The 13,799-nt window shown below is 70.4% G+C and carries 11 protein-coding genes; 6 read left to right on the forward strand and 5 right to left on the reverse strand.

Annotated elements, in window-relative coordinates; all coding sequences use genetic code 11:
- Positions 1 to 261: 261 nt before the first annotated feature.
- Together ETD83_RS04345 and ETD83_RS04350 are read right to left on the reverse strand one after the other, a co-directional pair.
- A complete protein-coding gene (locus ETD83_RS04345) occupies positions 262 to 1,104 on the reverse strand; it encodes a hypothetical protein (RefSeq protein WP_138643733.1) in 843 nt (280 codons plus the stop codon).
- 227 nt (positions 1,105 to 1,331) lie between these two features.
- Positions 1,332 to 2,183 (reverse strand): helix-turn-helix domain-containing protein, encoded by an 852-nt coding sequence (locus tag ETD83_RS04350; RefSeq protein WP_138643734.1) that lies wholly within the window; start codon positions 2,181 to 2,183, stop codon positions 1,332 to 1,334.
- A 124-nt stretch (positions 2,184 to 2,307) separates the two neighbouring features.
- On the opposite strand from ETD83_RS04350, the gene ETD83_RS04355 reads away from it, so the two are divergent.
- From ETD83_RS04355 to ETD83_RS04370, 4 genes are all read left to right on the forward strand, one after another.
- Positions 2,308 to 2,901, forward strand: a complete 594-nt coding sequence (locus tag ETD83_RS04355; RefSeq protein WP_138643735.1) for an NADPH-dependent FMN reductase — start codon at positions 2,308 to 2,310, stop codon at positions 2,899 to 2,901.
- A gap of 60 nt (positions 2,902 to 2,961) precedes the next feature.
- The gene (locus tag ETD83_RS04360) at positions 2,962 to 4,731 is read left to right on the forward strand and encodes an AMP-binding protein (protein WP_230420664.1); all 1,770 of its coding nucleotides are present in this window, start codon (positions 2,962 to 2,964) and stop codon (positions 4,729 to 4,731) included.
- Positions 4,732 to 4,831: 100 nt separating this feature from the next.
- A complete protein-coding gene (locus ETD83_RS04365; RefSeq protein WP_171064013.1) occupies positions 4,832 to 5,755 on the forward strand; it encodes a phosphotransferase family protein in 924 nt (307 codons plus the stop codon).
- 67 nt (positions 5,756 to 5,822) lie between these two features.
- Complete coding sequence (locus ETD83_RS04370; protein WP_138643737.1) at positions 5,823 to 6,092, forward strand: TFIIB-type zinc ribbon-containing protein; 270 nt, start codon at positions 5,823 to 5,825, stop codon at positions 6,090 to 6,092.
- A 94-nt stretch (positions 6,093 to 6,186) separates the two neighbouring features.
- Here the strand turns inward: ETD83_RS04370 and ETD83_RS04375 are convergent, their stop codons facing one another.
- Both ETD83_RS04375 and ETD83_RS04380 read right to left on the reverse strand, forming a co-directional pair.
- The gene (locus ETD83_RS04375; protein ID WP_138643738.1) at positions 6,187 to 8,742 is read right to left on the reverse strand and encodes a polynucleotide kinase-phosphatase; all 2,556 of its coding nucleotides are present in this window, start codon (positions 8,740 to 8,742) and stop codon (positions 6,187 to 6,189) included.
- Positions 8,739 to 10,172 (reverse strand): 3' terminal RNA ribose 2'-O-methyltransferase Hen1, encoded by a 1,434-nt coding sequence (locus tag ETD83_RS04380; protein WP_138643739.1) that lies wholly within the window; start codon positions 10,170 to 10,172, stop codon positions 8,739 to 8,741. The genes ETD83_RS04375 and ETD83_RS04380 overlap by 4 nt, the downstream gene beginning before the upstream one ends.
- A 132-nt stretch (positions 10,173 to 10,304) precedes the next feature.
- Between ETD83_RS04380 and ETD83_RS04385 the strand changes: the two genes are divergently transcribed.
- Positions 10,305 to 11,135, forward strand: a complete 831-nt coding sequence (locus ETD83_RS04385) for a TIGR02452 family protein (RefSeq protein WP_138643740.1) — start codon at positions 10,305 to 10,307, stop codon at positions 11,133 to 11,135.
- A gap of 13 nt (positions 11,136 to 11,148) precedes the next feature.
- Here the strand turns inward: ETD83_RS04385 and ETD83_RS04390 are convergent, their stop codons facing one another.
- A complete protein-coding gene (locus ETD83_RS04390; RefSeq protein WP_230420666.1) occupies positions 11,149 to 11,886 on the reverse strand; it encodes a TetR/AcrR family transcriptional regulator C-terminal domain-containing protein in 738 nt (245 codons plus the stop codon).
- A 177-nt stretch (positions 11,887 to 12,063) separates the two neighbouring features.
- On the opposite strand from ETD83_RS04390, the gene ETD83_RS04395 reads away from it, so the two are divergent.
- Positions 12,064 to 13,770, forward strand: coding sequence for an MFS transporter (locus ETD83_RS04395; protein ID WP_138643741.1), 1,707 nt, complete (start codon positions 12,064 to 12,066; stop codon positions 13,768 to 13,770).
- The last annotated feature ends 29 nt before the right edge of the window (positions 13,771 to 13,799 follow it).

The raw sequence follows: 13,799 nt of genomic DNA on the forward strand, positions 1-13,799 counted from the left end.
ACCCAGCCCCGCCCTTATGCCCGCGTTAAGGATGGCCTGAGTGAGACTTATTCGGCTCTCGTCCGCCTGAGCCTCGGGGAGTCGCCCAGCGAGCCGCTCACCTGCGAAAACAAGGGAGGGAAGCCAGAGGAACAGGTCGGCACTGTCGATCTAGGTCGGCTAAGCCAACCTGTGCAGGCGCGTTAGGGGACGAGAGTGTTGCGGGTCTTCGTCGCCGTGGGATCGTCCGCGACCTCGTTAAGGAAGTGTTGGGTTCGAGGGTTAGGGGCGTGGTTTTACGGCGTAGGCGGTTAGGCGGGTTGTTAGGCGTCGGGTGCTGACGTTGTGCCAGTCTGAGCGGCGGGGTGGCCAGGCGTAGCAGGGCAGGCCGTCGCTGATGAGGTCCTCGATGCCCGGCAGGCCGAGTGACCCGGCGGCGAACTCGTACAGGGGGACGAGGCGCGGCACGATGATGCCGTAGTCGAGGGCGCGCGGGAGCGGGCCTTCGGCGGCGACGAGGTCTTCGACGCGCAGGCCGCGCAGCGGGTATCGCTCGGGGAAGGCGCGGCGGAGGTCGAGGAAGAATCCGACCGTGCCGCTGCGGGGGTCGCCGAGGAGGCGGCCGAGTGGGGCGAACGGGCCTAGGGCGAGGCGAGGGCGCGCGACCAGGGCGTGTGCGTACAGGACGCGGACCAGCGCGACGTTCATCATGAAGCGCTCGGCGGGTAGTTCCGACAGGGCGAGCGTGCTGTTCTGGAGGTAACCGGTGACGACGCTGGCGTTATGGGCGCGGTACCAGGCGGCGGGCGATGGTTTGTGGAGGAACTCTCCCCACAGCAAAACGCTGCGCGAGGACGGCTCGCCGTAGTGGCCATCGGCCAGCAGCGAGGCTTCGGTCTTGTCGCATAGAAGGCGGTCGTTGACGGCACGCCACCAAGGGCTGCCCGGCGGGTCGCCGTTGGGTGGGTTCAGTACGCCGCGGGCGATCTCCCAGCGGAGGAAGCTCAGTTCCGCGCGGCCGTAGCGGTCACCGGCGTAGAAGTCGGCGGCTAGCCGCATGCGCGCGGCCGCGCCGTCCGCGATCCGCCGGACCCGCAGGGCGGCCGCGTGCGCCGCGTCGATCATGCCTGGCCTCCCGGAACCCATTCCGCCTGCCTTCACCCACGGACGCGTCCCGGTCGCGGGTTCAACCTCTAAGATGAAAGCCGGGGGTGGTGGACGTGGGCAAGCACAACAAGCCGGCGACGCGAGCCTGCCCCGGCTGCAACGGGACCGGCACGAGCACCGCCAGTGGCGAGAAGTGCAACGTCTGCCGCGGTACGGGACGTATCTGACAACGCGCCCGCCGGGGGTCAGCGGGGGCCGCTCAGGCCGGACACGGCGCGCAGTCTGCCGGGGCGCAGGCCGGCCAAGGCTTCGGACGTGGCGTCGTCTGCGGGCAGGTAGGTGACGAGGACCTGGTCGTCGCCCGCCGGCAGTTCGAGGGTCTCGTACGCCAGTCGCAGCTCACCTACGTCGGGATGGACGAACCGTTCGACGCCCGAGCGCCGGGGCAGCCGTGGAGGGGCCTTGCCGCGCTCGCCGAACGGCGCGCCGGCGGTGATGATCAGCTCGTCGACGAGTCGTGTGAGATGCGTGTTGCCGGATGGGAAGGCGGCTCGGAGGCCGGCCACGCGTTCGTCGGCGACGCGGTCCCAGTCGGGGTAGACGGTTCTGGCGCGGGTGTCGGTGAAGACGTAGCGGACGAGGTTCGGCGGGTCTCCGTCGAGGAGTCCTACGGGGCCGGCGAGGCGTTCGTAGCCGTCCGTCCGGGCGAGCACGTCGCCGAGCATGTTGACGACGATCGCGGGGGTCGGTTCTAGGCGTTCCAGCAGCATCCGGACGGTCGGACGCACCGAGTCGGCGGGCGGCCTCGGGCAGCACTCCCCATCGTCGGACTTGGACAGGATGCGCAGATGGACGCGTTCGTCCGGGGTCATGCGGAGCGCGTCGGCGAGCGAGCCGAGGACCGCCGGCGACGGGTGGCGGTCGCGGCCCTGCTCGAGCCGCGCGAGGTACTCGACGCTGAGCCCGGCGAGTGTGGCGAGCTCGGAGCGGCGCAGGCCCGGCGTCCGGCGGCGTCCCCCTTCGGGCAGCCCGACCTGCGCGGGCGTGACGGCCTCGCGGCACGCGCGCAGGAAACCGCCTAGCTGGTTGTCGCTCACGTCCGCAACGTACCAAGTAGCGGACGCCCGGATCGTGGCCCTGTCAGTGCCTGTCTAAGCCCGGCCTCCCTCGTGGACGCGTGCCCGGCCAACGTGGAAGCACCGACCACGAAGGAGCACACAAATGGCACTCGATCTCGTCGTCATCGTCGCCAGCGTCAGGGAGGGCCGGTACGGGCCTCATTTCGCGAACTGGTTCGCAGAGCGCGCGCGGAAGCACGGGTCGTTCGACGTGGACGTCATCGACCTTGCCGATGTCGCGCTGCCGCCCGCCCTCCCGGCTGGTCCGGAGCAGTTCGAGGCGGGCGACGGCCGTACGCCCGCCATGGCGGACCTCGCGCGGCGACTGGACGGCGCGGACGCGTTCGTCGTCGTGACGCCCGAGTACAACCACAGCTATCCGGCGTCGATCAAGCACCTCATCGACTGGCACCAGTCCGAGTGGCACGCCAAGCCCGTCGGGTTCGTCTCCTACGGCGGGAGGGGCGGCGGGCTGCGGGCGGTCGAGCACCTCCGGCAGGTGTTCACCGAGACGCATTCGGTGCTCGTCCGCGACCAGGTCAGCTTCGATCAGCACTGGGGGCTCGTCGACGAGGACGGGAACCTGCTCGACCCGGACGGCCCCGACGCCGCCGCGAAGACGCTTCTGGACCAGTTGCACTGGTGGGCCTCCGTTCTGCATGAGGCGCGCTGCGAAATGCCCTACACGGCCGCCTGAGGCCCGGGGGCGGGGGCCCGGCGCCCGGCGGTGGGGGTCCGAACGCGTCCGCCGGGCGGCATGCGGGTGAAGATCGTGAAGCGGGAGGACGGGGACGCCTCCGAGATGGTTGAATCACGTCCCATGTGGCACTCGTCACAACGATCTTCCCCGTGGCGGCAGTGGTATCAGCCGGGCGTTCCCGGCGAATTAGACATTCCAGACATTCCTGTTACGCAGCTTCTCGACGACGCGGCGGAGCGGTATCCGCGGCGGCCCGCGCTCCTCTTCTTCGGCCGCCGGACCACCTACCGGGAGCTGCGCGCGGCCGTGGACCGGTTCGCCGACGGCCTCCACCGGCTCGGTGTCCAGCCCGGCGACCGGGTGGCGCTGATCCTGCCGAACTGCCCGCAGCAGGTCATCGCGTTCTACGGGGTGCTGCGCCGGGGCGCGATCGCGGTGCAGCACAACCCGCTGTACACCGAGGAGGAGATGCTCCACCAGCTCGCGGACAGCGGTGCCCGCGCCGCCGTCGTGCTGGATCGTTCCTACGCGACGGTGCGCGCGGTCCGCGCCGAGCTCCCGCTTGAGCACATCGTCGTGACGTCGCTGGCCGACTTCCTGCCGGCGGCCAAGCGGATCGCGCTGCGGCTCCCACTGGCGCGGGCGCGGCGGCGGCGGGCGGCCATCACCGCGGACGTGCCGGACGATCCCGGCGTCATCCCTTTCAGCGAAATGCAGCGGCAGCCGCAGGGGCCCGTGCGGCAATTGGAAATCGAGCCGTCGCGGCAACTCGCGGCCATTCAATACACGGGCGGGACAGAAGGGCGTCCCAAGGGCGCCATGCTCACGCACCGGAATCTCGTCGCGAACGCCTGCCAGCAGCACGCGTGGGACCGCGAGAGCCGTCCGGGCGAGGATGTGACGCTGGCGGTCCTGCCGCTGTTCCACTCGTTCGGGTTGATGAGCTGCCTCGTCGCGCCGGTGATGACGGCCGGGGCGGTGGTCCTGCTCCCGCGTTTCGACGCCGACCGCATGCTCGGTGCCATCCGCAAGTACCGTCCGACCATCTTCCCCGGGGTGCCGACGCTCTACGAGCAACTGCTCGACAGCCCGCGGTTCCTGCCGTCCGACCTGAACTCGCTGCGCGTCTTCATCTCGGGCGCGATGGGCCTCGGGCAGAGCACCATCGACCGGCTCGAACGGGTGGGCGCCAAGGGGCTGATCAACTGTTATGGGCTGACGGAGGCGTCCCCTGCCGTCAGCGCGAACCCGCTGGGTGGCAAGGCGCGGAACCTGAGCGTCGGGCTACCGCTCCCCTTGACCGAGGCCGTCATCGTCGACCAGGACGAGCCGACGAGGGTTCTGCCGCCGGGCGAGCCTGGCGAACTGGTCGTCCGCGGGCCGCAGGTGTTCGCCGGCTACTGGAACGCGCCGCTCGCCACCGCGCAGAGCCTGTCGAAGGGGTGGCTCCGCACGGGCGACATAGCGGTGATGGACGAGGACGGCTTCTTCACGATCCTGGAACGCCAGCGCGACATGATCAAGGTCAGCGGGTTCAGTGTCTTCCCGACGGAGGTGGAGAGAATCCTGCGGCGCCATCCGGCCGTCCACGACTGCGCGGTGGTCGGCGTGCCGGACGCCCGGCGCGGGGAGCGCATCATCGCGCACGTGGTGGAGCACCCGGCTTACCTTTTCTCGGCGGACGAACTGCGGCGCCACTGCGAACGCTACCTTTCGCATTACAAAGTGCCCGCGGAATTCCGTCCGCGGACGGAGCTGCCCCGCAACGTCCTAGGGAAGGTCGTCCGGCGGCGGCTCCGCGACGAGATCGTCAACTCGCCCGCGTAGCCCGGCGAACCCTGGTGCATGGGTGGTGGGCTCGCGTGCACGGGTGGTGGGCTCGTTGGTGTGGGCGTGACCGTTCCGTGCCGGGTGGTTGACTGGGCGGGTGCACACCGAGACCGTCCAGCCAGGGCTGTTGGCCCGGCTCATTGAGATCGGGCGCGAGTCGGCGGGCCACGTCACGTCTACGCCTTCCGCAGCGGCGGAGCCGGAGACGCTGTACGACCGGCACGGTGTGCTCGTGGTACGCGTCGGCGACCTGGCGGTGAAGCTGCATCAGGCCGACCGTGAGCACGGGGCCCCATTCCTCGAACGGATACGGCTGGCGGCCACCGTCCCGGACGTTCTGGTCGCTCCGCTGGGCCCGCCGCTCGACGTCGACGGACGGACGGTCACCGTCTACCCCTACGGCGAGCCGGTGGATCCGCAGCAGAAACTGCCCTGGGAGGAGGGTGCGCGGCTTCTGGCGGCGCTCCACTCCACGACGGTTCCGGCAGACGCGCCGTCTTGGGGACGTCCTGCGCGCGTGGCCCGCCGGGTCTCGGAACTGGGGCACGGCCCTGCCGTGGACGTAGTGCGGCGTGCATTCGCCACTCTCCCCGCCTGGATCCGAGGCGAAAACGGCGACGGGCCTCCTGACGCTGCGGAATACCTCATCCATGGGGACTGGCACCTCGGCCAGATGGTCCGCGCACAGGACGGACGGTGGCGGCTCATCGACATCGAAGACCTCGGCAGAGGCGACCCCGCCTGGGACCTCGCGCGTCCGGCCGCGCTCTATTCGGCGGGTGTTCTGCACCCCGATGAGTGGAGCCGCTTCCTGGGCGCGTACCAGGAAGCGGGCGGCCCAGCTGTCCCGGCGGAGGGCGACCCATGGACGTCCCTGGACGTGCCCGCGCGAAGTCTTGCGATCCAGATAGCCGCCACGTGCGTCATATCCGCGGAAAGGGAGGACCGGCCACTGAACGAGCCGGAGCAGGCGATGGTCGACGCCTGCGGAAGAATATCGGCGGCGGGGGACGCGGCATGACGTGGCGCGAAACCTGCCCTACATTTAGCCTCTACCTGGGGATCCATACTGGAAGGAAGACAAGGCGATGCACTGCCCTAAGTGTCGTGGCGTGATGCGGACCTACACCCGCAGCGGAGTCCACATCGAGCAATGTGACAGCTGTCGGGGCATCTTCCTCGACTACGGCGAACTTGAGGCCCTGGCGCAGATGGAGTCGCAGTACCGCGCGGCGCCTCCGCCCGCCGCGGCGCCGGGGTGGGGAGCCGCCCCGCAGGTGCAGCACCATCACCACCACGGTGCGCGTCACCACCGCCCCCACGGGGGGAGCGTCTTCCACATGCTCTTCACCACCTGACCGGTTCCGCACGAGCCGCTCAGGCGACGGTTCGGCGCGGCCCGCCGCCTAGGAACGCCTAGGGGCGGGCCGCGCGTCTGCAATCGAAGGGCCTCTACAGGCGCGGGTCGACGGGCTCGGACTCCAATGCCAGGACGGCGAAGACCGCCTGATGCACGCGCCAGAGCGGTTCGCCCCCGGTGAGCCTGTCGAGCGCCTCAACGCCGAGTGCGTGCTCCCGCATCGCCAGCGATCGCTTGCGGCCGAGCGACCTACCGCGCAGTCGGTCGAGGTTCTCCGGCTCGCCGTAGTCCGGGCCGTAGATGATGCGCAGGTATTCGGGGCCGCGGCATTTGACGCCGGGCTGGACCCGCCTGTCGTCCGGCAACGGCCCCAGCGGCTTGACGACCATGCCCTCGCCGCCCGCGGCGGTGAGCTTCTCCCACCATTCGGTGACGGCGCCCTCCGATTCCGGCGAGTTCAGGTCGGCGGTCACCGAGCCCGTCCGCTGGACGAGGCCGCTCGGGTCACAATCTGCGAGCCGTCCGGCCATGGACATGTGCCAGTCGTGTTCGCGTGCCACGGCCCAGGAGCGGCCTTCTCCGGCGAGGATCTGGAACGGCGCGAGCCGTAGGCCGGTGAGGCCGTCGACCGTCCAGCAGTAGCGCGCGTAGGCGTCGCGGAAGCGGGACGCGTTGGCGGCGCGCCGGTCGATGTGCTCCCGGAGGCCGCCGACGTCGAGGCCGCGTCCTTCCGCTCTCGCGAGGAGGCCGGACGCCATCGGCAAGGCCGCGCGTGCGGCCGCGCCGGTCGCGGCGTACTGCGTGCGGATGAGGTCCATGGCCTTGGCCGACCACGGCAGCAGTTCGCTGTCGATGACGAGCCATCCGGTGCCGAGCTCTTCCCAGAGCCCTGCGGCGCCTATGGCGGAACGGAGCCGGTCCAGTACCTCGGTCGTGCGCGACGGGTCGCGGAAGAAGGAACGTCCGGTGCGGGTGTAGACGGCGCCGGTCGTCCCGTCGTTCACGCCGAAGCGGTCTGCGGCGATCGACGCGTCGCGGCAGACGACGACTATGGCCCGTGAGCCCATGTGCTTCTCTTCGCACACAACGCGGTCGACGCCCTTGTCCCGGTACGCGGCGAGGGCCTCGGCGGGATGCTCCAGGTATCCGGGCAGCGACGACGTCTCGGCCGGGGCCATGGTGGGCGGCAGGTAGACGAGCCAGCGCGGGTCCACCGCGAACCGGCTCATCACCTCCAGCGCCGCCAGCGCGTTCTCCTCCCGGACGGCGACGCGGCCCATCAGGCGGGTCTCGACACCCTGCGCGCCGAGCACGTCCTCGATCTTCAGGACCTCGTCCTCCCGGTGAGCGCCCGCCGCGGCGCCGGCCGGGGCGTTCAGGGGGCGCGTCGGCTCGTACCAGACCTGCCGGGCCGGGACGGAGACCAGCTCACGCTCGGGATAGCGCAGCGCGGTCAGCTTCCCGCCGAACACCGCTCCGGTGTCGAGGCAGATCGTGTTGTTGATCCATTCCGCCTCGGGGACGGGCGTGTGCCCGTACACGACCATGGCCTTGCCCCGGTAGTCGCGCGCCCACGGGTACCGCACGGGCAGGCCGTACTCGTCGGTCTCCCCCGTGGTGTCGCCGTAGAGCGCGAACGACCGGACACGGCCGGACGCACGCCCGTGGTACTCCTCCTTCAGCCCGGCATGGGCCACGACCAGGCGGCCGTCATCCAGGACGTAGTGGCTGATGAGGCCGTCCATGAAGCGGAGTGCGTCGTCGCGGAACTCGTCCGGTACCGCGGAGAGCTGCTCCAGCGACTCGGCGAGGCCGTGCGCTACGCGGACCTTGCGCCCGCGTAGGGCGCGGACGAGTTTCGCCTCGTGGTTGCCCGAGACGCAGAGCGCGTTGCCTGCGGCCACCATGCCCATCACGAGGCGCAGCACGCCCGGCGAATCCGGTCCGCGGTCGACGAGGTCGCCGACGAAGACGGCCGTGCGCCTACCGGGATGGTTCGCGCCCACGGCGAGCCCCTGCGGGTCGCGGTCGATCTCGTAGCCGAGACCGGAGAGGAGGTCCTCCAGCTCGGCGCGGCAGCCGTGCACGTCGCCGAGGATGTCGAACGGCCCGGCCAGCTCCCGCCTGTCGTTCCACGCCTTCTCGTACGCGACCGTCGCGGCGTCGATCTCCTCGACGCCGGTCAGCACGTGGACGCGGCGGAACTCGCGCGCCAGCGACCGCATCCCGCGCCTCAGTTCGCGCCGCTGGCGCGGGATCACATGCGGAGGCAGGTTCCGATCCGGGCGGACGGCGTTCCGGTCGGCAGCGACGCTCTCAGGGACGTCCAGCACGATCGCGACGGACATCACGTCGTGGTCCTTGGCGATCCGCAGCAGCGACTGCCGCGCCGCGCTCTGCACGTTGGTGGCGTCGACCACGGTCAGCAGGCCGCGCCGCAGCCGCTTGGCCACGATGTAGTGCAGCAGGTCGAACGCGTCGCCGGTCGCGGACTGGTCGTTCTCGTCGTCCGACACGACGCCGCGGCAGTGGTCGGACGAGATCACCTGCGTCGGCCGGAAATGCTTGCGCGCGAAGTACGACTTGCCCGAACCGGTCACGCCGACCAGCACGACCAGGCCCATCTCCGGGACCCTGATCTCCGTCATCGGGTGAACACCCCCATCTGCGTCGGCGCGCCGACCTCCGGATCGTCGTCGCCTACGGGCACGTGCCGGACGCGGTAGCCGTGGGCGGCGGCGACCCGGTCCGCCCACGCGCGGAATTCTGCGCGCGTCCACTCGAAACGGTGGTCGGGGTGGCGCATGGCGCCCGGCGCCAGGCCCTCGTAGCGGACGTTGTGCTCGGAGTTCGGCGTCGTCACCACCACGACGCGCGGCCTGGCATACCCGAACACGACCCGTTCCACGGCGCTGAGACGCGGCGGGTCGACGTGCTCGATGACCTCCATCAGCACGGCCGCCTCGTAGTCGCGGAATCGTTCGTCGGTGTAGGTGAGCGCGCCCTGGAAGACGTCCTTGACGCGGTCGTTCGCGCGGCGGGGCTGCTGGTCCCAGCGGAGCCGCCGCCACGCGTGGCTGAGCGCACGGTGCGACACGTCCGTCCCTGAGATCTCGCTGAAGAAATCGTCCTGGGCTAGGCGCGAGAGCAGTTTCCCGGAGCCGCAGCCAAGGTCGATGACGCGCTTGGCGTTCTCGTCCCGCAGTGCTTGCACGACCGACTGGAGACGGCGTTCCGCTAGGGAAACGGGCTGCTCCTCCGACGGTGACTGGTCTTCGCCGTCCTCGACGGCAGGCGGCTCCTCCTCCACCTGCGCGGGGTCGAGCGCCTCCTCGGTCGCGTCTTCGGCGTCGGCGAGACGGCCCAGCGCGGTCCGGACGAGAGCGCGCCGGTTGGCCAGATAGCGGCGGGTGATGGTGCCGCGATCGGGATGCGTGGCGAGCCAGCCCTCCCCGGCGCGGATGAGCTTGTCCACCTCGTCCGGCGCCATCCAGTAGTGCTTGGCGTCGTCCAGGACGGGCAGCAGCACGTAGAGCTGGTTGAGCGCGTCGGCGAGACGCATGGTCCCGGTCAGCGTGAGCGTCACGTACCGGGAGTCGCCCCAGTCGCCGAACTCCGGGTCGAGCGGAACGGGAACGGCCGACATGTCCCAGCCCAATGGCGCGAAGAACCGCTCGGCCTGCCCGGGGCCACCACGGCATGGGAGCGCCGGCAGGACGACCTCTAGCGGAATCGGCGTCTCGGCGAGGTCGGGACGCAGGTCGCAGCGTCCCCGCATGGCGGTGCGGAACACGTTCGCCATGGCCGACGCCAGTAGCGACGACGCCGCGTACGGACGGTCGTTGACGTACTGGCCGAGGGAGAAGTCCGGTGTGCCCCTGCCACGCGTGCGCACGAGCTTGACCGGATCGACGTCCAGCAGCAGCGCCGCCGTGCAACGGGACTCGTCCGCGTCCGGATAGAAGACGTGCGCCGTGCCGAAGGACTGCTCGAACGCCTGCACCTTCCCGGGATGCTTGTGCAGGAGGAATCCCAGGTCGGTCGCCTGGCTCAGGGTAGTGGTGATCGTCAGAAGCACGACGACAAGTCTGGCGGACCAGCCCGAACGCACCACATTCTTTTTTCGCACGGACGGTCTTGCGCGGCTTAAGGCGGACAACAGAAAAGGGATTGCGGTCACGTTTCCGGTACCGCCAGAATCCGGAGCGTTATGAGCAGACATCCGCGCCGGGAGACGGCGCAGGAGACCGTGAGAATCCTCGACCGCGGCGACTACGTGGCGCCGTCCGGCCGCACGGTCTCGATAGGCGACGCCCTGGCCCGCACGGTCCGCGACACGGTTCTGTACCGTCCGGACGAGCTGGACGAGCTACTGCAGCGCCTGCCCGCCGCCGAACCCCGCACTGAGACGCGCATCGAGGTCACCGGCGAGACCACTCTCGCCGCCGCCCTCCGTCTGCGCGGCCAAGAAGCCATTCCCTTCGCGCTGAACTTCGCCTCCGCGAAGAACCCTGGCGGAGGATTCCTGAACGGAGCGCACGCCCAAGAGGAAGGGCTGGCCCGGTCGTCCGGCCTGTACGCCTCGCTGCTTTCGGCCAGGGAGTTCTACGACTTCCACCGTGCACAGGGCGACCTGCTCTACAGCGACCACATGATCTACTCACCGGGCGTGCCGGTGTTCCGGGACGACGCGGGAACACTGCTGGACGACCCGTACGAAGTCGCGTTCCTGACGTCCCCCGCTCCTAACCGTGGCGCCATCCACGACGCCGCGAAGGCGGACCGCATCCGCGACGTGCTTCACCTGCGCGCCCGCAAGCTCCTCGCCGTGGCGCTGGCCAACGGCCACCGGCGGCTGGTCCTCGGCGCCTGGGGCTGCGGTGTCTTCCGCAACGATCCGCGAGAGGTGGCCGAGGTCTTCGCCGAGCTGCTGCAGCCGGGGCAAGAGTTCGCCGACCGTTTCGAGCACGTCGTCTTCGCGGTCTGGGACACCGCCAAGGGCGCCCCCAGGCACGCCGCCTTCCGAAGCGTCTTCGCCTAGAGACCCGCAACGTTCACGATGGCTCCGGCGCATCGACGTAGGACGCGATGCCCCGGATCAGGATGTCGAGGCCGAACTCGAAGCGCGCGTCGCCGCCCGTCTCGGTCAGCTCGTCCGCCATCGCGACGACGTTCGGGTAGCGGTCGGCGGGCAGCGCCTTGAAGAAGTCGCGGATCTCGCCCAGGTAGTGGATGAACTTCTCCATCGCCTCCGCGCCGCCGTTGAGCCTGGCCGAGTAGATCGTGCCCTCGATGGCGTCGGCGTCCACGAACATGCCGAGGGTGTCGACGGCGAGCGCGGCGATCCTCGGAGGAACGCCGCCCGCCCGCATGAGGGCGAGCTGCGCCTCGGCCACCGACAGCAGGTTGGAGCCGGTGGGGATCAGCCCTATCGAGACCTGGGCGATGTCGCGGTGCGAGGTCAGCACGCGGTGGGTCTCCATGGCCAGCTCCTTCAGCTGCTCCTGCCACCGCGCGGGGTCGGGCACGGGCAGCCTGACCTCCCCGGCCACACGGTCCAGCATCAGCTCGCGGAGCTCCTCCTTGCCCGAGACGTGGGCGTAGAGGGAGGCAGCGCCGGTGCCCAGCTCCTGGGCGACGCGGCGCATGGTCGCCGCCTCCAGGCCCTCGGCGTCCAGGACGCGGATCGCGGTGTCGACGATCAGGTCCTGCGAGAGGGGCTGCCTTGCGGGGGCGGCCTTGCGGGGCTTGCGCCCGGGCGGTGTCGGCATGTCCGGGCGTCCGGTGACCACGGCGGGACCTCCCACTTTCGCGATACATCTTGACTTCGGCGAAACGCGATATATCTTCTCCATGAAAGAGAGAAGACGGACCCGGTATCGCCACGAACAGCGTACTTGACGCGAACACCATTCCTAGCTTAGAACACTGTTCCTAACTAACGAACGGTGTTCCCCTTGGGAGGTCCCATGGCCGAGACATTGACGTCCACCACGAAACACGTCGCGGAGGGCGCCTACCGCTGGCGCTGGGTCGCCCTCTTCGTGATCCTCGCCGGCGAGGTCATGGACATGCTGGACGCGCTGATCACCAACATCGCCGCCCCCACGATCCGCGCCGAGCTCGGCGGCTCGGCCGCCACCGTCCAGTGGCTCGCCGCCGGCTACACCCTCGCCATGGCGATCGGCCTCATCACCGGCGGGCGCCTCGGCGACCTGTACGGACGCAGGCGGATGTTCCTGATCGGCGCGGCCGGGTTCACGGCCGCCTCGCTGCTCTGCGGCATCGCCGTCTCGCCCGGGATGCTCGTCGGCGCCCGCGTCACGCAGGGCTTGTTCGGCGCGCTGATGCTGCCGCAGGGCATCGGGCTGATCAAGCAGATGTTCGCGCCGACGGAGATGGCCGCCGCGTTCAGCCTGTTCGGGCCGGTCATGGGCCTGTCGTCGGTCGGCGGGCCGGTGCTGGCCGGCTGGCTGATCGACGCCGACCTGTTCGGCACCGGCTGGCGGATGATCTTCCTGATCAACCTGCCGCTGGGCGCCGCCGCCATCCTCGCCGGGCTGAAATTCCTGCCCGCCGGGCGCTCCGATCACGCGACCCGGCTCGACCTCGCCGGCGCGGCGCTCGCGTCCCTCGCCGCCGGGCTGCTGATCTACCCGCTCGTCCAGGGCCGCGAGCACGACTGGCCCGCCTGGACGTTCCTGATGATGGGCGCCTCGCTCGCCGTCTGGGCCGCGTTCGCCTGGTACGAGTCCCGCAAGCAGCGCTCGGGCGGCGACCCGCTGATCGTCCCGAGCCTGTTCCGCAAGCGCGGCTTCACCGGCGGACTGATCGTCGGCCTGGTGTTCTTCTCCGGCATGGCGGGCCTCGGCCTGGTGCTGTCCCTGTTCTTCCAGATGGGGCTCGGCTTCTCGCCGCTCAAGGCCGGCCTCTCGCAGATCCCGTGGTCGGTCGGCACCGTCCTCGGGTTCGGCGTCGTGCAGGCCGTGCAGCGCTTCGGGCGCAGGGTCATCCACGCGGGCGCCCTCGTCATGGCCGCCGGAATCGCCGGGTTCTACTTCACGCTGCAGTACGCCGGGATCGACGTCACGCCGTGGCAGCTCGTCCCCGCGCTGACCGTGACCGGGCTCGGCATGGGCCTGCTGATGGGGCCGTTCTTCGACACCGCCCTCGCGGGCGTCGAGCCGGCGGAGACGGGCTCCGCGGGCGGCACGCTCACCGCCGTCCAGCAGCTCGGCGCGGCGCTCGGCGCGGCCGTCCTCGGGACGGTCTTCTTCGGCCTGCTGGGCGGGCAGGTGACGAGCGCGGCGGACGGCGGCGCGGCCGGGCTGCGCGAGGACCTCGCCGCCGCGTCCGTCCCCGCCGCCCAGCGGGACCGGATCGCGAACGCTCTGCGCGACTGCGGCCACGACCGCGCCACCGCCAAGGACGCCGCCGCCGTCCCGGCCTCCTGCCACCGGCTCCAGGACGACGTCAAGGCCGCGATCACCGCCGTGCCGCAGTCGGCGCCCGCCGTCCAGAAGGCGGTCGCGGACGCGGGCGAGCGCTCCGCGAAGATCGGCTTCAGCGACGCCATGAAGATCACCCTGTGGGTCGAGGTCGGGCTCCTCGGCCTCACCTTCCTGGCGACCTTCCTGCTGCCCATGCACGCCCGCCCCGAAGAGGAACCCGCCTGACCGGACGCGGCCAGACGGACCCGTCCGGA

It is taken from the genome of Actinomadura soli (assembly GCF_005889715.1).
Classification (GTDB): domain Bacteria; phylum Actinomycetota; class Actinomycetes; order Streptosporangiales; family Streptosporangiaceae; genus Spirillospora; species Spirillospora soli.

Excerpts from the sequence above, each read along its gene's own strand:
- ETD83_RS04345 (WP_138643733.1), bottom strand. The coding sequence starts at position 1,104 with ATGATCGACGCGGCGCACGCGGCCGCCCTGCGGGTCCGGCGGATCGCG.
- ETD83_RS04355 (WP_138643735.1), top strand. The coding sequence starts at position 2,308 with ATGGCACTCGATCTCGTCGTCATCGTCGCCAGCGTCAGGGAGGGCCGG.
- ETD83_RS04360 (WP_230420664.1), top strand. The coding sequence starts at position 2,962 with ATGCGGGTGAAGATCGTGAAGCGGGAGGACGGGGACGCCTCCGAGATG.
- ETD83_RS04370 (WP_138643737.1), top strand. The coding sequence starts at position 5,823 with ATGCACTGCCCTAAGTGTCGTGGCGTGATGCGGACCTACACCCGCAGC.
- ETD83_RS04375 (WP_138643738.1), bottom strand. The coding sequence starts at position 8,742 with ATGACGGAGATCAGGGTCCCGGAGATGGGCCTGGTCGTGCTGGTCGGC.
- ETD83_RS04385 (WP_138643740.1), top strand. The coding sequence starts at position 10,305 with ATGAGCAGACATCCGCGCCGGGAGACGGCGCAGGAGACCGTGAGAATC.
- ETD83_RS04395 (WP_138643741.1), top strand. The coding sequence starts at position 12,064 with ATGGCCGAGACATTGACGTCCACCACGAAACACGTCGCGGAGGGCGCC.